The sequence below is a fragment of the Corynebacterium sp. c8Ua_99 genome (assembly GCF_039907185.1).
In the GTDB taxonomy this organism is placed as follows: domain Bacteria; phylum Actinomycetota; class Actinomycetes; order Mycobacteriales; family Mycobacteriaceae; genus Corynebacterium; species Corynebacterium jeikeium_D.
Genome location: NZ_JASBOG010000001.1, coordinates 256,376 through 276,777, shown reverse-complemented (window position 1 = coordinate 276,777; position 20,402 = coordinate 256,376). Strand labels below are relative to the sequence as shown.

Sequence of the window (20,402 nt, the reverse complement as noted above, 5' to 3'; positions counted from 1 at the left end):
CATGAAATTCATTCACACCTCAGATTGGCAACTGGGAATGACTCGGTGGTTCCTAGAGCTCGACGGCGGTGAAGCCCAAGCTAGGTTCCACGAAAGTCGACTCAACGCCATCGATCGCATCGGCGAGTTGGCGATTAGCGAAGGCGCTGAGTTCATTGTCGTCGCTGGAGACGTGTTCGATTCCAACACATTGCCGGACAAGGTGTTTTTGCGGGCTCTTGAGCGAATCGCCAAGCTACCCGTGCCGGTGTATTTCCTACCCGGCAACCATGATGCGCTTGATGCTTCTTCCATTTATCGACGTAGTGCTTTCGAATCTTTGGAAGACCGAGGAGTTTACGTAATTCGCGACAGCGCGCCCATTGCAATCCGTGACGGGGTGGAACTCATCGGTGTGCCAGTGCGCGGCAAGTATTCGGCAGACGACATCGTGGCGGAAATAGCCACGGAGCTTGAGCCCGCCGATGGAATCCGAGTGATGGTCGCACACGGCCAAGTAGAAGGCTTTGGTGCTGATGCAGGAGCCACCATTGATCTGACCAGCTTGGAACAAGCTATTGACCGCGGGGCGTTGCACTATGTTGCGCTGGGGGATTCCCACTCCACGAGCCAACTCGATCATGCTGGCAGAGTTTATTTCTCCGGCGCACACGAAACCACAGCGTACGACGACAAAGAACGGGATTCCGGCAATGCACTCGTCGTCGACATTGTAGAGAGCGGCCCCGAAAAGGACTCAGTTACCGTGGCCTCCCACCGAGTGGGGCAGTGGGCTTTTCATGCCATTGACATGGATATCACTGGCGCGGAAGACCTCGATGAGTTCTTTGCTGAACTGGACGGTATCGAGGCGAAGACAGACACAGCGGTGAAGTATTCATTGCGAGGAACCGTGACACTGTCGGAGTCGACTACCTTTGAAAAACGACTTGAGCAGTATCAACAGCTTTTCGCTGCACTTTATCGCCGGGAAAGTGGTTCCGATTTGACGGTGGTTCCGTCCGAGGGGGATATCTCTAATCTCAATCTCACCGGTTATCCGCTCATAGCTGCAGAAAAACTAACGGTCTTGAGCAAAGGGCGAACCGAGAGCGGCAGCCCGCTATCAGAATCTGAAACCACCGCAGCAGCCGATGCGCTTCGCTTGCTGGCGCGCCTGGCCGGAGAGAAGGAATAAATCATGCGTTTTCACGACATCGAATTACACAATGTACGTGCGATTGATTCACTCTCAATCACAGGGCTCGCCGAGCGGGGCGTGGTAGTGATTTCCGGTGAAAACGAGTCAGGTAAGACGACAATCGCCAAAGCTATTCACGTTGCGCTGACGACAAAATGGAAGTCCAGGGCAAGCGAAGCGCTTAGTCTGAACAGTCACTCCAGCCAGGAAAAGCCGCAGGTTAAGCTCCGGCTGGAGCTTGACGGCTACGAATTTACGCTGGACAAGATCTTTGGTAGCACCAAGGACACCGGCACAATCGTCACCGTCCACTCTCCGACAGCCGAGGTTCTTAAAGATGACCAGGCGGAAGAGTGGCTGGCCGCCCGAATGCACAATGCAGACACCAAGAACCTGTGGCAGGTCTTCGTTGCCGAGCAGGGGCAAGCACAAAAGACACTCTCCTTGGGCGGTTATGCGCAGGTCACAAGCGCACTGCAGTCGGCATCGGGGCAGCGCGCGGAAACCGCAGAAGAGGTAGGCCTGTTTGAAGCCGTTGAAGCTGAATACGGCAACTATTTCCAAAAAAATGGCAAAGAGCGCAAGCAGCTTACCGACGTAGACAAGGAGCTGGCGGAAGCCCAGCGGGTGCGCGACGAAGCGGCGAAAAAGGTCCGGGAATTCGAAGCGCTCAATGAGGAAGCTGCTCGTAATGAAGAAAGCCAACACACGCAGCGGGCATCGTTGCCAGAAGCCAAAAACGAAGTCGAGCATTGGGCGCAGGCACTCGAAGAACTCGAAAAGTTCAGGGTTGCCGTGTCCCAGGCACAGGAGGTCTCTGCAGCGGCGAAGCAGCAGCTGGACTTAGCTAAACAGGCTCAGCAAGAGCGGGAAACCTTCATTCAGCAGGCACAAGATGCCAAGGACCAGCATTCCGTCGCAGAGAAGAGAGTTGCTGAACTTAAGGAAGCGTTCGATAAGGAGGTCGCAGCTTTAAAGAAGGCGCAGGAGGATCGCGATGCGGTTGTGACCGCGTACCGCGAAGCTCGAAAAGCAGAAGAGCTGGCTGCAGCTGAAGTCGCATTGGGGGAGAAGCGCGGCTTGGTCGAAGCTCTGTCGAAGCGAGTGGAGAAGCTCGATGAGCTCCGTGCACAATTGGCAGAGCACAAGGAGGTAATTGCACGAAATTCCGTTACCGAGGAGGTACTGGAAAAACTGTTGACCTGCGAACGCGAAGTTGTAACAGCCACCGCTGTGCTGGAGGCATCGAGCCCGAGTGTGCAGCTCTCGGCTAGTAGTGCGCAGGAGGTCACGGTCGACGGCGAGAAAGTGGGGCTAGCGCCGGAGGCTGAGTCAGTTCAACATGCGGTTACTAAGCCGTTGGCCATCGAAGTTGGCGACGTCACGGTTGCTGTCCAGCCCGGAGACGGCTCAGATTCGCAGCAGCGAAAGCTAGGAAAAGCAGAGATTTCGCTCAAGGAACAGCTTGAGGCGGCAGGCGCTGATTCCGTCGCGGAAGCACAAAAGGCACACACTCGACGTCGTGAAGCGGAAAAAGCAAAATTCCAGGTGGAGACATCCATAACTGCGGTGTCCGACGGTGTGGAGTATCACCAGCTCACCGCAGAGTTAGACGATGCGAAGGAAGAAGCACGAGTACAGGGCGAGCGGTATCGGGAACTTGCGGGCGAGGATGCGCCGACGGAGATTGACTTGGTGTCGGCAAAGTCGCGGCTGGAAGAAGCTGCAGTGGGGCGTAGGGATGCCGAGTCGGAGCGTGACAATGCCGATATGCGCTTGTCGAAGCTGGAAAAGCGTCCTGCACACGCCAACTATACGAAGGCTAGCAGCGAGCTTGAAGGGGCTCGGTCCGTCTTGAAGGTGCGCGAAGATTCGCTCACGGCGACGCGAGAAAAAGCCTCGGATGCCGAGATCTTTGCTGCGGTGGAAAACCGAGGCAAGGACTATGAGGCGGCAGAAGAGCAACTGGCTGCGGCTCAGAAGGAGCTGGCGCAGCGGGATGCCGACGACGTGGAAGCATCGCTCGCGGGCGCTAAGCAGCGACGGGATGCAGTTGAGAATCGCCTGGCTGAGCTGGAAAAGCGTCGGCAAGAGATTCGGGTGCACTTGGACTATTTCGACAGCGCGAATGAGAAACTGGCAGCAGCTGAGGGAGTAGTGGAGCGAACACAGCGAGATCGGAATTCAATGCGTCGACGTGCAGCTGCCGCCAAGACTCTCATGGAGGTAATGACACAGGCACGCGTGGCATCGCGGAATGCGCTGGCTGACCCCTTGCTGCGCAAGCTCGAAGAGTACGGTGGCGGTGTGTTCGGTGCGGGAACTCAGTTCACGATGAATGAGGACTTGCAGATTGAGTCACGGTCCAATGCCGATGGCAAGTTCGATGTCGATGAGCTATCTGGTGGAGCGCAGGAGCAGCTGGACATTCTGCTGCGCTTGGCCGTTGCCGGTGTCATGGAGGGCGGGCAGGGCGCTCCGGTGATTATTGATGATGCATTAGGTTATTCAGACGAACACCGTTTGCGGCGGATGAATAATGCTCTTGCCAAAGCGGGGCGCGATATGCAGGTATTAGTCCTGACGTGCGATGAAGCCCGCTTTGATCGTGTGACAGGAGCGGAGTTTATGAAAATTCAGGATTTGGTTTCAAGATAGTAGGCTCTGTACATATGCAAGATGTTCCGTGGTTAAGTGATGAAGAGCAGCGGTTATGGCGCTCAATTCTGAACGCTAAACGGGCCGTTGACAGGTCAATCGACCTTCAGCTGCAAGATTCTCTCGATATTTCCACTGCAGATTTTTCGGTTCTGGTTGTTCTCTCCGAGACTGAAGACAATGTAGTGCGCATGCGCACCCTGTGCGAATCCCTGGAATGGGACCGCAGCCGAATGTCGCATCAAATTACTCGCATGGAGCGACGCGGGCTAGTAACTAAGGAACGCTGCGCCTGCGATAACCGTGGTATTGATGTCACGCTTACTGAACACGGTCGAACCGTGATTGAGAAGGCGGCGCCGAACCATGTGAAGCTTGTGCGCCATGTTTTGTTTGATGTGCTCGGTGAGAATATCGACTATCAGGGGATTTCCGCTGTGCTCGATAAGATTGCAGAGACCGCCAATGCTACGGTCACCGATTCAGTCGACGGAAAAGCAGAGTAGCCAGAAGTTTTTTGTGAGTGTTTTCTCATTTGTCTCCGCTACGAGGCTCTCACCATTAGCCTAGAGCAGTATGAACTCATTTGAATGGCTGAGTGATGATGAACAGCTCTTTTGGCAGTCGATGGTAGCTGCTTTTCGCGAGGTAGAGCGCAATATCGAGCGAAGCCTACGCACTCGAACCGGGCTGACGTTCGCGGACTTTACCCTGCTCATCGCTCTGCATGAGGTAGAGGATGGGATTCTGCATGTTGACAAGATTTGTGATCGACTGAAGTGGAACCATCCCCGCGCGCTGCTGCATACCAACAGGTTGGAAAAGCGCGGATTTATTCACACCGAAGACCACGGCGAAGACCCGGACTCGGATTATGTCGTCGTCTTAACAGGCGTTGGTCGGCACGTGTTTGCCGAGGCGGCGCCGGATTATGTAGACACTGTTCGCCAGGAAGTTATTTCACCACTTGCTAATGAAGACCGCGAAGTGATGCTGAGGTGCTTCCAGTCGGTTCTCGAAAGGAAGTAAGACTTCCACGCCCTGCTAGTAAAACAACCACTAGCAGGGCGCTTTTTTCTCTACGTTTCAAGCTGTAAGGTAAGGCGTGCCTAAAGCAAAGGGGTGACTGTTCACTTCTCTTTGTGCACCCTAAGTACCAAAAATTACGCAGAAATAAACAAGGCAGAAACTGAAACGCATGAGAGTCAATATTTTCGCCAAGGCTAAAACCGCGCCAAAGACCAAAACTCTGGCCGCAATCGGGTGTGCAGCGCTGAGCTTCGTCGCTACAGCATGCGGTGCGGACGCAGAGTCGAACGAGGCTGCCGACAACAAAGGAGAACTCACTGTCACTGATGTCGCAGGTCGCACTGTGACCTTCGACAAGCAGCCAGAACGAGTCGTGCTCGGTGAAGGCCGCGCCATGTTTGTCACCGCGATGCTTGACCAAGAAAACCCGGGTGACCACGTTGTCGCCATGGGCAGCGATTTGCATTCGGGCGCACCGTCGTTTGAAACCAAGCTTTTCGAGACGAACCCCGAGCTGAAAGACATGCCGACCATCGGCAATATCGCCAAGGGCGATGTCACAGTTGAAAACCTCATCTCCCACGACCCAGACGTGGTCGTCATGACCCTTGACCACAAGAAGGCCGCGGAGCAGTCCGGTTTCCTCACCAAGCTCGATCAGGCAGGTCTGAAGTACGTATTCACCGACTTCCGGCAAAAGCCCCTGGAGAATACCGCCAAGTCCGTCGAGCTCCTCGGCCAGATCGTCGATGAGCAGGACAATGCCAAGAAGTTCACCGACTTCTACACAAAGCGCGTCAACGAGATCACCGAACGTGCCGCCAAGCTCGAAGACAAGCCAAAGACCTTCGTCTGGCGAGCAGCCGGTCTCAAGGATTGCTGCTCGACCGTCAACAAGTCCAACCTCGGTGACCTTGTCACAGCAGCCGGCGGTGAGAACCTCGGAGACAGCCTCCTCGACACCGAATCGGGCGACGTGACCGCAGAGAAGGTCCTGTCCGTCCAGCCGGAGAAGATCATCGCCACCGGTGGTTCTTGGGCGCTCGATCCGAAGAAGCCGGAAGTGCTGCCACACGTCGAACTCGGCTACACCGCCACCCCAGAGACCGCACAGCGCACTCTGGAAGGCCTGCTGAAGACTCCGGGTTTTGACACCCTGACCGCGCCGAAGAAGGGTGATCTGTACGCCGCCTTCCACCAGTTCTACGACTCGCCGTACAACGTCTTCGCGCTCGAGCAATTCGCCAAGTGGATTCACCCAGAGGAGTTCGCTGACCTCGACCCGGTCGCTGACTTCGCCAAGTTCCACAAGGACTACCTGCCCTTCGAACTCAGCGGCACCTTCTTCACCGCGCTGGAGCCGACCAAGTAACCCATCTTCCACCATCGAAGAAGGAATCCGATGACTTACACCAATCTGCACGCTCCCGCGTCAGGGCTTGACGACGAACCCCGCGAGTCCACCTCCACCAACGGCAGTGGAGGTCAAGAGTCGCAGCCCGCCACCGAACAGCACGAGTGTCCGTCGTCAAGCACGACCTACGACTCTGCGCGACAGTACCGACGACGCTCGGCACGGAAAATCGCCATCATTGCGGTGCTGGTGGGGCTGGCCGTGTGCGCGTTTGTGGTGGCGACGATTGTGGGGCCGATGGCACTGAGCGTGGGGGACGTCGTCCGTGGCATCGTGAGCCCGAATGATGTGGACGAAACCACTCGTACGGTGCTGTGGAAGCTGCGTCTGCCTGCATCGGTGATGGCAGTGCTGATTGGTGCAGCGCTGTCGCTTGCCGGTGCACAGATGCAGACAATCCTCGATAACCCTCTGGCGGAGCCGTTTACGCTCGGTATCTCGGCTGCAGCGGCGTTCGGTGGGGCGGCATCGATTGTGCTGGGCTGGGTGATTATTCCGCATGCGCAGTTCAACCTGGCGGCCGTGGCCTGGGTATCATCCGTCGTCGCTGTGGCGATTGTGGCGGCGGCGTCGGTATGGCGCGGCTCGGGTAAGGAATCGATGATTCTGCTCGGCATTGGTCTGGTGTTTCTATTCCAAGCGCTGTTGGCGCTGTTGCAATACCGCGCGACTACCGAGGCGCTCCAGCAGATTGTGTTCTGGACGATGGGCTCGCTCCAGCGCGCGAACTGGGTGGCCAACGGCATTATTGCGGCGGCACTGCTGATCGCCATTCCGTTCACCATTCGCTATGCGTGGGCGCTGACGGTGCTGCGACTTGGCGATGCCCGCGCAAAAGCCGTGGGCATCAATGTGGATAGGCTGCGCATTGCGACGCTGATTGTAGCCTCGCTGCTGGCGGCAACCGCAGTGGCCTTTGCCGGCATCATCGGCTTCATCGGACTGGTCGGTCCACACATTGCGCGCATGCTGGTCGGTGAAGAACAGCGCTTCTTTGCCCCGGCATCGATGGCGGCAGGCGCGGCGCTGCTGGCGGCAGCTCATGCGGTATCCATCACGGTGGTGCCGGGTGTGGCAGTGCCGATTGGCATCATTACCGCAATCGTCGGTGTCCCATTTTTTGTTGGCTTGGTTTTCCTGCGTAAGAGGACGGTGTGGAACTAATGGGCGTATTTCTCGATGTCAATGACGTAGCTGCAGGCTATGGCAAGCGGAAGGTGCTGCGCGGGGCGTCAATGCGCAGGCTGAAGCCGGGTACGGTGACGGGTTTGCTCGGGCCAAACGCTGCGGGTAAGTCCACACTGATGACCACCCTGGCGGGGATTCGAAAGCCAATGGCCGGGGAGATTGCACTGACCCGTGACAATGAGCGGGTCGTCGGCTCCGAACTGCGCGATGTGGTGGGCTACGTGCCCCAGGATTTGCCAGCAAGTGCCTCGCTGACCGCATTCGAATCGGTACTGGTCTCTGGCCGGCGCGCCGGGCGTCTGCGCGTGCGCGGCTCCGAGATTGAGCATACTGCGGCGGTTCTCCGGAAGGTTGGTATTGAGCACCTTGCCGACCGCTTCGTCGGCGAGCTCTCCGGCGGTCAGCGTCAGCTCGTCGCCGTCGCGCAGATGTTTGTCCGCGATCCCGAGGTCATGCTTCTCGACGAACCCACCTCCGCCCTCGACCTGCGCCACCAGGTGGAACTCCTAAAGCTCGTCCGCGCGGAGGTCGCCTCACGGAGCTCCTTGGCACTCGTCGCAATCCACGATCTCAATCTCGCAGCCCGCTACTGCGATGAGCTTGTCATGCTTCACGACGGCCACGTGGTTGCCCAGGGGAGTCCTGCTGACGTTCTCACACCGGATCTTTTGGCCCGCGTCTATGGAATTCGAGCCCGCGTGCTTAATGATGGAGGCGTTCCTGTGGTGTGTCCTATTGAGGAAGACCAGGTTTCTGAGGCCGCATAGTGCGGATTTGGCTGGGGTGCGGGGCATTTCGCTAATCGCCCCAGCCAAGTGGTAACATCTCTTCTCGTTGCACTTGTTGTACTTGTGCCACACGCCCCCGTAGCTCAGTGGATAGAGCGCCGGTTTCCGGTACCGAAGGTCGGAGGTTCGACTCCTCTCGGGGGCACGTCTTATCCCTTAAGCGGTTAGGTTCGATTAGATTCGCCTGGTTGCTTGAGGGATTTTTGTTTCGGGTGTACCTGGCGGAAGCGGGCCAATCCGAGTTACTGACTGCGTTTATGACAAAAATGACCCAAAAAAATGGCCTGAAAGTGTCATAAACTCACACAGTTTCACATGTGCAGCCCGTCGGGGGATCCCGGTTAATTGACCGGGCGACGAACCGTACCGTCCGGATAGCGGGCAAAGCGCCCCTCTTCAAAGGGTGCAACCGGATCGTTGGAATCAAACCGCCATGCGCCGAACTCGCCACGCTGGTAGGCATCGAATGCCTCAACGAGCTCTTCGCGGCTATTCGCGACAAACGGGCCATGCTGATACACGGGAGCGCCAATTGGTCGGCCTTGGAGCATGAGCGCGAAGGCCCCCTCGTCACCTGCAGAAATGTCCAGTGCCTCGGTTGAGCGCAGCACTGCGCCCTCTTGCACCAGCGTTTCGCCCTCGATAGTGAGGCTGCCGCGTAGAGAGTAGAGAGTCCGAATTGTCTCGGCATGTTTGGTTGGTGGCAACGTTAGCTGTGCGTTCGGCTGCAAACGCAGCACCCACACGGCTACATCGGAATCTGGTGCAGCGGCCCAGGATTCCGGTGGTGGAGCAAGCGGCTGAGTATCGCCGAATGCGCCCGCGATGACCTTTATGTCGTAGCCGTGGCCATTGTCATCAGTGCCGGTGACATGCGGAGTGTCTTCTGCCCAGAACATCTGGAAGTGCGGCTTTGCCCCCTTGCCTTCGGGCGGCAGGTTCAGCCAAATCTGAAACATGTGGTGAGGATTGGGGCCGTCGTTATGCAGAAGCGGGAACATTTCAGCATGCGCAGTGCCTGCGCCGGTGGTCAGCCACTGAGTGTCGCCATCGCCGTAACGAGCCTGTGCACCTTCGGAGTCGGTGTGGTCGACGTAACCTTCCTCGACAATCGAGATAGTTTCAAAGCCGCGGTGTGGGTGGGAGGGGAAGCCGGGGACGGTTGTGCCGTGGTACATGGACCAGCCGTCCTTGCCGGAAAAGTCCATGCCGATATTACGGCCGAGCAGAGAGGCATCGGGAGCCATAGTTTGGCCCTTGGCCTGTGGATATAGGTCATAGTGGTGGACGGCAAACAGGAATGGGTCCATACCTGGAAGCTGCGGATTATCGGATACGGAGAATTTTTGAATGATTGCGCTCATGACAGGCTCCTTTGGCTAGCTAAATTCATCATCCACAACAAAATGTTGGCGTGTCAATCAAAAATGCTAGCCAAGGACCGACCCGACTGTCTCTACTCAGCAATAATCACAATCAGCGTGCGCGGCCCGTGGACACCTTCGACTCGGGCAAGCTCGATGTCCGAGGTCGCAGAAGGCCCCGAAATCATGGTGATCGGAGCGGTGGGATCACTCTCGCGTAGACGGGAAAATGCCTCCGGAATGCCGTAGACGACCGTGGAAGCAGGGACAACGCAGATGTGAATATCCGGCACCAAGGTCAGCGCGCGGCGGCCAGAAGTAGCCGAACCGTCCAGGAAAATGGTGCCGGTCTCGGCGCAGGTGACAGCAGAGCTGGTGACAATCGCATCGAGCTCGTCCAGCTCTTCGGCGGTGAAACCGGTATCGACGCGAATCTCGGTAGTGGCCTTACCTCCACCAGACTCCAACCCCGCAACCCACTCGCGGTCTAGACCCTCGGGAATACCAATCAACGACGCCCCGACATCAGCAATTGCCTTCTTCACAGCCTCATTGATGTCGGTTGCCGAGCTGCCACAGCGGCGCACGTCGGCTTTGTAATCGGCGATGCGTTCGTCGGCAAGCGAAATAATCTCTTTGGCCGTCAGGTCGGAGGAGCGCTCGTAGTCGCGTGGGATGTCGAAATGCGCGCCGGGCTCGCCAGGGATGATGCCCACGTCAGAGGCCAAATCACGGCCTTCGAAGGCGATTTTCTGAGCATTGCGGATACGCTCGAGGATTTCGCTCTTGGCAATGTTTGCGGATGCTGAGGAGTGGGACATCGCTAGGCCTCCTTGCCGGATGTGTCGGACGAGTCAGATTGATCAGAACCCGACAGCCCATTAATCTTCGTTGGAACCTGATGGGCCGATTCGCGTGCCAGCTGCGCCGAGAAATCCTTCGAACCCCACAGTGAGCGGAACGGCTTCTTCGGCGGAACCGGGGTATCACGCGCATCCGACCACCCGCTGAGGAAGAGCGGCAGGGCGTGAATCTCGCCGTCCTTCAAACCGAGTACGCGGGCGAGGGAGGCCATCTTTGCGCTCATGTTCCACAGCTTCTGATTGCCCATGATGAACCCGAGCGTGGCAAACAGCTTGCCCTCCACCGGCGGGCGGTGCTCCGTGACCTTACGGTGACGCAGCTCCAGCAGTGCCGCAGGGATGTCAATTCGCACCGGGCAGACCTCAAAGCAAGCCCCGCACAGCGAAGACGCATAGGGCAGCGAAGCATTCGGATCATCGTAGGAATCCATGCCAGTGAGCTGCGGGGACAAAATCGCACCAATCGGACCCGGGTAGACCGAACCGTAAGCGTGACCGCCCACGTGCTCATAAACAGGGCAGATATTCAGGCATGCCGAGCAGCGAATGCACTTCAGCGCTTCACGCCCAATCGGATCTGCAAGAGTGGCCGAGCGCCCATTGTCCAGCAACACAATGTGGAAATTCTTCGGGCCGTCGCCGTCGGTCGTTCCCGTCCACAGAGAGGTGTAGGGATTCATACGCTCGCCTGTCGACGACCGTGGCAGTAGCTGCAAGAAGACTTCCAGATCCTGGAAGGTGGGAAGCAGCTTCTCAATACCCATCACCGAAATCAGTGTTTCCGGCAGCGTGAGACACATCCGGCCGTTGCCCTCTGACTCGACGACGGCCACAGTACCGGTTTCGGCCACACCGAAGTTGGCGCCGGAAATCGCAACCTTGGCCTCCATAAACTGCTCGCGCAGGAACTTACGGGAGGCCTCGGCCAGATCGGCCGGATTGGCTTTCAGGTCCGGGTCGACTCCGGGGATTCCATTGAGGAAGATCTCGCGGATATCTTCGCGATTGCGGTGGATAGCAGGAACCAGGATGTGGCTCGGCATGTCGTCGGCAAGCTGAACGATGAGTTCCGCCAGGTCGGTTTCGCGGGCGGTGATGCCGGCGTCGGCAAGTGCTTCGTTCAAGCCGATTTCCTGTGTGGCCATCGACTTAATCTTGACGACCTTTTCTTCGCCGGTCTCTTTCACCAAGTCCGTGATGATGCGGTTTGCCTCGGCGGCATCGCGCGCCCAGTGGACGTGACCGCCGGCATTCGTAACTGACTCTTCAAACTGCTCCAGCAGTTCCGGCAGACGCGCCATAACATCGCGCTTGATGTGGCTGCCCGCGAGCCGCAGCTGCTCCCAGTCATTCTTCTCGGCTACGACATGCGCGCGCTTCTGACGAATCGAACGCGTGGCATGACCGACATTTTCGCGCATGCGAGTGTTCTTGAGCTCCTCGTGCGCTGCGGCCGTGAACCCGCGCGTACCGCGCAGATGCCCGACGTTGTGCGGCGCGCGGGGAGGAAGGGCTGGCATGCCGACGTTAATTGCGACCATTACTGTTCACCTCGCAGGGAAGCTTCTTGGCGGTTGTGCACATCAAACGGGGTCTCCTTGGTGGAGGCCAGAATCTCGGCCATATGGATGGCGTGCACGCCAGAGTCCTGGCGACGCAACGCGCCACCGATATTGAGCAAGCAGGAAGCATCGCCAGCGGTGACGAACTCCGCTTCCGTAGCGCGAATATTGGCTGTCTTGTCGGCAACCATTGCAGCGGAGGTCTCCGCATTCTTCACCGAGAAGGTGCCGCCAAAACCGCAGCACTCCGCCGCGCCAGGCAGCTCGCGCAGATCGATTCCATCGACTGCGCTGAGCAGCCGCCACGGACGGTCACCCACCTTGAGTACCCGCAAGCTGTGGCAGGTGGAGTGGTAGGTCACTGAGTGGGGGAAGTAAGCACCGACGTCAGTCACACCAGCGACATCGGTGATGAACTCGGAGAGATCCAGCGTCTTGTTCGCGCAGGCCTGTGCCGCGTGGACTTGGGCACGGGTACCGTAGCGGCCCGCAATCATCGGATGCTGGTGGCGAACGGCGCCGGCGCAGGAACCGGACGGGGCGACAACGTAATCAATCGAGGAATCTGCAAAAGCATCAGCGTAGGTGTCCAGCTGAGGAAGGACTTCCTTCTGGTACCCGGTGTTGACGTGCATTTGGCCGCAGCAGGTTTGTTGTGGTGGAAAGACCACATCGCATCCTAGGCGCGTGAGAACTCTGGCGGTCGCACTCACTGCATCTGGAAACATCATGTCCCCGATGCAGGTCGCGAAAAGTGCTACTTTCACGGTCGCTCCAAAAAGGGTTGAGGGGTAAGGCAATAATTTCCTACCTGAATGCTACGCCTAGCCCCGGATTAAATCTGTTCTCAACCTGAATTCGGCTGGACCGTGAAAGCGGTGTAGGACAGCCGGACGCGGTGGCCTGCAGATACCCCTCAAATCAATCTTTTGGTGGCTGATGTTTCCACGACTGCGATTGACCTAATAGGATAGGCAATCGTGAATCCTGCTGATCTTGCTGTACTAGTCCGAAAAGTCACCGTCGAGGTTTTGACTGCCCACGATGCCGATGTCTCTATCGTGCCGGAAAACCCGACCGTCGAGCGTCCGCGTAACCCTGAGCACGGCGACTATGCAACCAATATCGCCATGCAGCTGGGCAAGCGCGTCGGCATGGTGCCGCGTGACTTGGCAACTGAAATTGCCACAGCGCTCGGCGCTTCTGAGGGCATCGATGAAGCAACCATCGCAGGCCCGGGCTTTATTAACATCCGCCTGGCCTCCGATGCCCAGGGCAAGATCGTCGAGGACGTCCTGGCAGCGGGGGAGAAGTGGGGTCATGCCGACTTCAACTCCAACCTCGACGTGAACCTGGAGTTCGTCTCCGCGAATCCGACCGGGCCGATCCACCTGGGCGGTACTCGCTGGGCAGCAGTCGGTGACGCTCTCGGTCGTGTCCTATCCGCCACCGGTGCCAAGGTCACTCGCGAGTACTACTTCAATGACCACGGTCGCCAGATTGACCGCTTCTCCGACTCCTTGGTTGCAGCCGCTCGCAACGAGCCGACTCCGGAAGATGGCTACGGCGGAGAGTACATCCAGGACATCGCCGCTGCTGTGCTGGAGAAGAACCCGCAGGCACTCGAGGGCTCTGAGGAAGAGGTCCAGGAGCACTTCCGCGCCATCGGCGTGGACATGATGTTCGAGCACATCAAGAAGTCTCTGCACGAGTTCGGCACCGATTTCGACGTTTACTTCCACGAAAACTCGCTGTTCGAGTCCGGTCAGGTAGAAGCAGCTGTCAATTCCCTGAAGGAAAACGGCAAGCTCTACGAAGCTGACGGCGCATGGTGGCTGAAGTCCACCGATTACGGTGACGACAAGGACCGCGTGGTCATCAAGTCCGACGGCGACGCAGCCTACATCGCAGGTGACATCGCATACGTTAAGAACAAGTTCGACCGCGGCCACAACCTGTGCATCTATATGCTGGGTGCCGATCACCACGGCTACATCGCGCGTCTGCGCGCGGCCGCTGCAGCGCTCGGCTACAACGCCGATGGCGTCGAGGTGCTCATCGGTCAGATGGTCAACTTGCTTCGCGACGGCAAGGCTGTCCGGATGTCGAAGCGTGCGGGCACAGTGGTCACCTTGGACGACCTGGTTGAGGCAATCGGCGTCGATGCTGCTCGCTACTCCCTAATCCGTTCCTCTGTCGACTCCAGCCTGGATATCGACCTGGGGCTGTGGGCTTCGCAGTCCAGCGACAACCCGGTCTACTACGTCCAGTACGGCCACGCTCGTCTGTGCTCAATCGGCCGCCGTGCCGAAGAGGCCGGTGTGACCAGCGAAGGCGCTGACTTCTCCCTGCTGGTAGAGGACCGTGAAGGTGAGCTCATCCGCACTATCGGTGAGTTCCCGGCCATCATCAAGTCTGCTGCTGACCTGCGGGAACCACACCGCATTGCCCGTTACTCTGAGCAGCTCGCCGGTGTCTTCCACCGCTTCTACGACACCTGCCAGATTCTGCCAAAGGCAGACGAAGAGGTATCCGAGCTACACCGTGCTCGTCTCGGCCTGGCTGAGGCTACCCGCCAAACGCTGGCCAATGCTCTGCAGCTGCTCGGTGTTACCGCACCTGAGCGCATGTAGTCGAACGCGCCCGTAAAACTACACCCCGTTGCTCCGCCCGGGTAACGGAGAAAGAGAGCTGTTTCGTGCCTATCGACGGCAATGGTTTCGAACTGGGGGGCTACACCCGACCCGATTCCACCCAATTTAATGAACTACCACCGCATGTCTGGCCAACTACCGCCCGTCGTCGGGGCGCTGACGAAGAGAATCCCGGCTCGGTGGAAATTGGCGGCGTGAGCCTGGTCGACATTGCCAAGGAATTTGGCACTCCGGTTTTTGTCGTCGATGAGCAGGACTTCCGCTCTCGCTGCCGCTCGATGGCCAAGGCCTTCCGCGGCGCGGAGAATGTCCACTACGCATCCAAGGCTTTCCTGTCGAAGACCATTGCCCGCTGGGTAATGGAGGAGGGGCTGCATCTCGATGTCGCCTCGGGCAACGAGATGGCTATCGCTCTGGCGGCGGGTTTCCCAGCCAAGGACATGACCTTCCACGGCAACAACAAGTCCACCGCTGAGCTGCGTGATGCTATCTCCGCTGGCGTGGGCAAGATTGTGCTTGACTCCCGTTCGGAGCTGCGTCGCCTGTCCCAGGTGGCGGCTGAAGCAGGCGTGGTGCAGGACGTGCTCGTTCGCGTGAAGCCCGGTGTGGAAGCGCACACCCACGAGTTCATTGCTACTGCGCATGAAGATCAGAAGTTCGGCTTTTCCCTCGCGTCCGGTTCGGCGCTGGAAGCTGCCAACCTCGTAGAAGAGGACGACAATCTGCGCCTGGTTGGTCTGCACTGCCACATCGGCTCCCAGATTGTCGATTCCGACGGTTTCATTCTCGCCGCCGAGCGCGTGTTCTCACTGGTGGAAAAGCTGGTCGAACGCCACGGCACTGAAATCTCGGAACACTTCAACACCCTCGACCTCGGTGGCGGTTTCGGGATCGCCTACACCGCAGGCGAGCAGCCCCTCGACGTTGCTCCGCTTGCCGACGAGATCCTCACTGCCGTAGACAAGCTTGCGCAGCGTATCGGCATTGCGACTCCGACAGTGGCTGTTGAACCAGGTCGTGCCATCGTTGGCCCGTCGATGGTCACGGTGTACGAAGTGGGCACTTTGAAGGATGTGACCATCGATGACGGCATGACCCGTCGTTACGTATCGGTCGATGGCGGCATGAGCGACAATATTCGTCCGGCGCTTTACGGCTCGAACTATGATGGTCGCGTTGTTAATCGCGAGGTGTCCGGTTCCAGGATTCCCACCCGCGTCGTCGGAAAGCACTGTGAATCGGGAGACATTCTGATTAACGATGCGAACTACCCGAACGACATTGTCGAGGGTGATCTGTTCGCGCTCGCTGCTACTGGGGCATACTGTTACGCAATGGCCAGCCGCTACAACATGCTGACGCGACCACCAGTAGTGTCGGTATGCGATGGTCAAGTGACCCAAATATTAAGACGAGAAACCGTACAAGACTTACTAAGCCTGGAGTGTGAAACGCCACGATGACTGCCGCAACGAATAATCCTGGAAAGGGCGAGGGCCACAAAGTTGGTGTCGCTATTTTAGGTCTTGGCACAGTCGGTACTGAGGTTTACCGCCTGCTCAACGAGAAGGCTGAGGACTTCGAGCGCCGCATCGGCGGACCGGTCGAGGTCGTTGGTATTGCTGTGAGCGACAAGACCAAGCCGCGTCCGAATGTGGATCAGGATCTTCTTACCGACGATGCTTTTTCGCTGGTTCAGCGCGATGACGTTGACCTGGTAGTCGAGGTCATCGGCGGCATTGATTACCCACGTCGCGTTGTGCTGGAGGCACTGCGTGCCGGCAAGTCGGTCGTGACCGCCAACAAGGCACTCGTCGCCGCTCACGGCGAGGAGCTCTCTGAGGCTGCCGATTCCTCGGGTGTCGACCTTTTCTTCGAGGCAGCTGTGGCTGCAGCTATCCCGGTCGTCGGGCCGCTGCGCCGTTCGCTGGCCGGTGACACTGTCAATAAGGTCATGGGTATTGTCAACGGCACTACCAACTTCATCCTTGATGCGATGGACTCCACTGGTGCGGACTACGACGAGATGCTGGCAGAGGCCACCCGCCTGGGTTACGCCGAGGCCGACCCGACTGCAGACGTCGAGGGCCACGATGCCGCTTCCAAGGCAGCTATTCTGGCCAGCCTGGCATTCCACACCCGCGTGACTGCTGATGATGTTCACTGCGAGGGTATTACCGAGATCACCGCTGACGACATCGCAGCCGCCAAGAGCGCAGACTGCACCATTAAGCTGCTGGCTACCTGTGAGCGGGTTACGGACGAAAATGGCAAGGAGTCCATTTCCGCCCGCGTGTACCCAGCGCTGATTCCACGTCGTCACCCGCTGGCAACTGTGCGTGAGTCTTTCAACGCTGTCTTCATTGAGGCCGAGGCCGCTGGTCGCCTGATGCTCTACGGCAACGGCGCTGGTGGTAATCCGACCGCCTCCGCAGTGCTCGGTGACCTCGTTGCAGCTGCTCGCAACATTGTCCACGGTGGTCGCGCACCGGGAGATTCCACCTACGCTAACCTGCCGATTCTCGACTTCGGTGACGTTCGCACCCGCTACCACATCGACCTGCACGTCGACGATCGCGTCGGAGTGCTTGCCGATGTCGCTCGTACCTTCTCTGATCACAACATCTCCCTGCGCACCGTCCGCCAGGAAGAGGGCGCCAACGGCGCTCGCCTGGTCATCGTGACCCACAAGGCACTGGAGAAGGATTTGGAAGCAACGGTCGATGAATTGCGCGCCAACGACGCGGTTTTGGCCGTCAACAACGTCATTCGTATCGAAGGAATGGATATCTAAATGGCACAGGAGCTTTTCCCGGGTCAGAAGGTCACCGTCACGGTTGCAGGTTCGTCAGCGAACTTGGGCCCGGGCTTCGACACCCTGGGGTTGGCAGTTGCGCTCTACGACATCGTCGAGGTCGAGGTCATCGAGTCCGGTGTCGTCGTTGAAATTCACGGCGAGGGCGAAGTCGACCTGCCGCGCAACGAATCTAATCTGGTTGTGCGCGCGATTCGCGCGGGCCTTCGCGCCGCAGGTGTCGAGGCACCGGGGCTGAAGGTTATTTGCCACAACACCATTCCGCAGTCGCGCGGTCTAGGCTCTTCCGCAGCCGCCGCCGTTGCTGGTGTCGCTGCCGCTAACGGTCTGGCGGGCTTCCCGCTTACCGATGACCAGGTAATCCAAGAATCCTCGGTATTCGAAGGCCACCCGGATAACGCTGGCGCATCCGTTCTCGGCGGGGCAGTGGTCAGCTGGACTGACAAGCCTGTCGATGGTCGCACCGCACCTCAGTACCGAGCAGTGAGCATTCCGGTGCATGAGTCCATTCAGGCGACCGCACTCGTACCGGCATTCCACGCCTCCACGAATGCAGTCCGTCAGGTGCTGCCGAGCGATGTTTCGCATGTCGACGCTCGTTTCAATGTCTCCCGTACTGCGGTTATGACCGCAGCGCTGCAGTCCCACCCGGAACTGCTGTGGGAGGGAACGCGAGATCGCCTGCACCAGCCGTACCGCTCCGACGTGCTGCCGGTGACCGCAGAGTGGGTCAACCGCCTGCGCAACCGTGGCTACGCGGCATTCCTCTCGGGTGCTGGTCCGACCTGTATGGTTCTGGGAACTACTGCAGTAGATGAGAAGATCTTGGACGATGCCCGCGAGGCTGGCATCAAGGTCATGGAGCTGGGAATCGGTGAGCCGGTTAAGGTCGTGGTCGACGGCTAAGCCGCAGCTGCGGCCAGGTGCCGGGCCAGTGGCTTAGCCTGCTACCTACTTTTCGCCCGGCCCCTTCAGTTTCACGATGCTGTACTGACCTGCGCTCAAGTGCGAGCGCAGGTCTTTCTTGTCGAACTTGCCCACTGAGGTCTTATCGATTGAGTCCACGAAGGCCCAGTACTCCGGCAGCATCCACTTTGGCAGCTTTGGCCGCAGTTCATCGCGGAGCATTTCAGCGGTCTCCTTGCTCTGTTCAACTTCCGGCATCAGCACCGTAATGGCCAGTGGGCGCTCACCCCACTTTTTATCTGGCATGCCGATAATCGCGCACTCGAGTACCTGTGGGCTTTCCATTACGAAGTTTTCCAGCTGAGCGGAGTAGATCCACTCACCACCGGAACGAATGACATCGCGAGCACGGTCATGAATAGTCAGGTAGCCGTCGTGAGTAATCGAGCCGACATCGCCAGTGCGGAGCCACCCGTCCTCGGTGAACTGTTCGCTAGCCTCGTCGACCTCCGCACCGCGGAAGAAGTGCGCGGCGCCTCCATCTTGAGCCTCCGGAGAGCTGTAGTAGCCTCCGGTGACCGTGTTGCCGCGCACCTGCAGCTCACCCTGGTTGCGGTCATGCAGGTCGAGCACGCGGTCGTTGTCATCAACAATGCGGAACTGCATGATGTCCGGGAAACGTCCTTGGCTGACACGGTAGCGTTCGCGGGCCTCACCGGAGGCGCCGTACGGAGGTCGTGCCACGGTACCGATAGGCGAAGTCTCGGTCATGCCCCAGAAGTGGATGACATCGACACCGTAGCGCTCTTCCCAGAGCCGAATCAGTGCAGGTGGGACAGGAGAACCGCCCGAGAAAATCTCCTGCAGACTCATGCGCTTCGGAGGATTGCTGAGGTAGTGCGCCATGAGGTTAATCCACAGCGTCGGCACGCCCTGAGCTACGCGCGGCATTGAGGTTTCGATGATTTCTGCCAGACGCGGTGCGGACAGGTCCGCGCCGGGGAAGATCAGCGATGCCCCGCACATGAAGGAGGCTAGCGGCACGCCCCAGGACAGGACGTGGTAAATGGGCACACAGCAAAGCCACGGGTTTCCATGCGAAATGGCAAAGGAGTCAGTGGTGCGCATATTCAGGCTGTGCAAGTACAGCGAACGGTGGCTGTAGACGACACCTTTAGGTGCGCCCTCGGTGCCCGTCGAATAGCACATGGCTGCACCGGAGTTTTCGTCGAGCTCAGGCCAGTCGAAGCGGCTGGGGCGTCCGTCGATGAGTGATTCGTAGGAGTACCACGGGATGCCAGCCGGCAGTTGCTCAGCCACATCCGACAGATCACCAATACCGATAATGATAACGGCGCGGACGCGCGGGCAGTGGGGAAGAACCTCGGCGAGCAGTTCGATCTCGGTCGGGTCCGCGATAATGACCTGGTCATCGGCGTGATTGATAATGTGCACAATCTGATCCGGCATGAGCTGCTTGTTCAGCGGCTGGAATACCGCGCCCATGGAGGCGACGCCGAGGAAGACCTCGAAGTGTTCGGTGCAGTTGTACATCAGGGTAGCGATGCGCTGGTCACCGTCGATGCCGAGCTCATCGCGAAGTGCATGTGCCAGCGCACTAGCGCGCGCGGCGATGGCGGAAAAAGTGGTGGTCTCAGGTCCGTCACTGTTCCAGGAGGTCACCGGAGTCCGACCGTGAATGGTGCGACCGTATTCCACAATCTGAGCGATATTGAGAGGAATATGAGGCATCGTACTGCGCATGAGCTCTACAGTACCGACTCGCAGCCCCGCGACCTAGCGAAACGCAGGTGAGAACTAGTGTTGCTACCTGACTATTTGGTGACTATCCTTGGGCAATAGGTCGTTTTCAATACGCGGCTAGATACGTACTTCTTCATGTACTCCGCATGCCGTTGACCTTCGCAGTTGTTCACACAACGCGATGGCGCAACGTGACATTGAAAACACATAAATCAGT

General features: G+C 58.4%; 16 protein-coding genes and 1 tRNA gene. 12 read left to right on the top strand and 5 right to left on the bottom strand.

Translation table 11 applies throughout. The features are described from left to right. Nucleotide 1: 1 nt before the first annotated feature. From QKE19_RS01225 to QKE19_RS01190, 8 genes are all read left to right on the top strand, one after another. On the top strand, nucleotides 2–1,177 hold the full coding sequence (locus tag QKE19_RS01225; RefSeq protein WP_347890153.1) for a DNA repair exonuclease: 1,176 nt from the start codon (nucleotides 2–4) through the stop codon (nucleotides 1,175–1,177). A 3-nt stretch (nucleotides 1,178–1,180) separates the two neighbouring features. Further along, on the top strand, nucleotides 1,181–3,838 hold the full coding sequence (locus QKE19_RS01220; protein ID WP_347890151.1) for an AAA family ATPase: 2,658 nt from the start codon (nucleotides 1,181–1,183) through the stop codon (nucleotides 3,836–3,838). 14 nt (nucleotides 3,839–3,852) lie between these two features. Further along, the gene (locus tag QKE19_RS01215; protein WP_070595719.1) at nucleotides 3,853–4,344 is read left to right on the top strand and encodes a MarR family winged helix-turn-helix transcriptional regulator; all 492 of its coding nucleotides are present in this window, start codon (nucleotides 3,853–3,855) and stop codon (nucleotides 4,342–4,344) included. A gap of 70 nt (nucleotides 4,345–4,414) precedes the next feature. After that, nucleotides 4,415–4,867 carry a MarR family winged helix-turn-helix transcriptional regulator gene (locus tag QKE19_RS01210; RefSeq protein ID WP_070437896.1) on the top strand — a complete coding sequence of 151 codons (453 nt, stop codon included), beginning with the start codon at nucleotides 4,415–4,417 and terminating at the stop codon, nucleotides 4,865–4,867. A gap of 169 nt (nucleotides 4,868–5,036) precedes the next feature. Next, the gene (locus QKE19_RS01205) at nucleotides 5,037–6,239 is read left to right on the top strand and encodes an ABC transporter substrate-binding protein (protein WP_070429338.1); all 1,203 of its coding nucleotides are present in this window, start codon (nucleotides 5,037–5,039) and stop codon (nucleotides 6,237–6,239) included. Nucleotides 6,240–6,269: 30 nt separating this feature from the next. After that, the gene (locus QKE19_RS01200; protein ID WP_038628438.1) at nucleotides 6,270–7,445 is read left to right on the top strand and encodes an iron ABC transporter permease; all 1,176 of its coding nucleotides are present in this window, start codon (nucleotides 6,270–6,272) and stop codon (nucleotides 7,443–7,445) included. Next, entirely contained in the window at nucleotides 7,445–8,236 is a 792-nt protein-coding gene (locus tag QKE19_RS01195; RefSeq protein WP_347890147.1) for an ABC transporter ATP-binding protein, read from the top strand. The genes QKE19_RS01200 and QKE19_RS01195 overlap by 1 nt, the downstream gene beginning before the upstream one ends. Nucleotides 8,237–8,329: 93 nt before the next feature. After that, nucleotides 8,330–8,402 (top strand) — tRNA-Arg (locus QKE19_RS01190). A 196-nt stretch (nucleotides 8,403–8,598) separates the two neighbouring features. Here QKE19_RS01190 and QKE19_RS01185 read toward each other — a convergent pair. The 4 genes from QKE19_RS01185 to QKE19_RS01170 form a co-directional block, all read right to left on the bottom strand. Then, a complete protein-coding gene (locus QKE19_RS01185; protein ID WP_070858441.1) occupies nucleotides 8,599–9,621 on the bottom strand; it encodes a pirin-like C-terminal cupin domain-containing protein in 1,023 nt (340 codons plus the stop codon). Between the two features lie 92 nt (nucleotides 9,622–9,713). Continuing rightward, on the bottom strand, nucleotides 9,714–10,442 hold the full coding sequence (locus QKE19_RS01180) for an LUD domain-containing protein (RefSeq protein ID WP_076771929.1): 729 nt from the start codon (nucleotides 10,440–10,442) through the stop codon (nucleotides 9,714–9,716). Between the two features lie 2 nt (nucleotides 10,443–10,444). Then, on the bottom strand, nucleotides 10,445–12,025 hold the full coding sequence (locus QKE19_RS01175; protein ID WP_347890145.1) for a LutB/LldF family L-lactate oxidation iron-sulfur protein: 1,581 nt from the start codon (nucleotides 12,023–12,025) through the stop codon (nucleotides 10,445–10,447). After that, the gene (locus tag QKE19_RS01170; protein ID WP_042388597.1) at nucleotides 12,025–12,813 is read right to left on the bottom strand and encodes a (Fe-S)-binding protein; all 789 of its coding nucleotides are present in this window, start codon (nucleotides 12,811–12,813) and stop codon (nucleotides 12,025–12,027) included. The genes QKE19_RS01175 and QKE19_RS01170 overlap by 1 nt, the downstream gene beginning before the upstream one ends. 213 nt (nucleotides 12,814–13,026) lie before the next feature. Here QKE19_RS01170 and argS point away from each other — a divergent pair, with 213 nt between their 5' ends. The 4 genes from argS (at nucleotide 13,027) to thrB (ending at nucleotide 18,421) form a co-directional block, all read left to right on the top strand. Continuing rightward, nucleotides 13,027–14,679 carry an arginine--tRNA ligase gene (argS, locus tag QKE19_RS01165; RefSeq protein ID WP_049172039.1) on the top strand — a complete coding sequence of 551 codons (1,653 nt, stop codon included), beginning with the start codon at nucleotides 13,027–13,029 and terminating at the stop codon, nucleotides 14,677–14,679. A 65-nt stretch (nucleotides 14,680–14,744) separates the two neighbouring features. Continuing rightward, on the top strand, nucleotides 14,745–16,163 hold the full coding sequence (lysA, locus tag QKE19_RS01160; protein ID WP_347890143.1) for a diaminopimelate decarboxylase: 1,419 nt from the start codon (nucleotides 14,745–14,747) through the stop codon (nucleotides 16,161–16,163). Then, nucleotides 16,160–17,494, top strand: a complete 1,335-nt coding sequence (locus QKE19_RS01155) for a homoserine dehydrogenase (protein WP_347890141.1) — start codon at nucleotides 16,160–16,162, stop codon at nucleotides 17,492–17,494. The genes lysA and QKE19_RS01155 overlap by 4 nt, the downstream gene beginning before the upstream one ends. Then, the gene (gene thrB / locus QKE19_RS01150) at nucleotides 17,495–18,421 is read left to right on the top strand and encodes a homoserine kinase (RefSeq protein ID WP_005509404.1); all 927 of its coding nucleotides are present in this window, start codon (nucleotides 17,495–17,497) and stop codon (nucleotides 18,419–18,421) included. A gap of 45 nt (nucleotides 18,422–18,466) precedes the next feature. Here the strand turns inward: thrB and QKE19_RS01145 are convergent, their stop codons facing one another. Further along, nucleotides 18,467–20,185 carry a long-chain fatty-acid--CoA ligase gene (locus tag QKE19_RS01145; RefSeq protein WP_347890139.1) on the bottom strand — a complete coding sequence of 573 codons (1,719 nt, stop codon included), beginning with the start codon at nucleotides 20,183–20,185 and terminating at the stop codon, nucleotides 18,467–18,469. Nucleotides 20,186–20,402 lie beyond the last annotated feature (217 nt).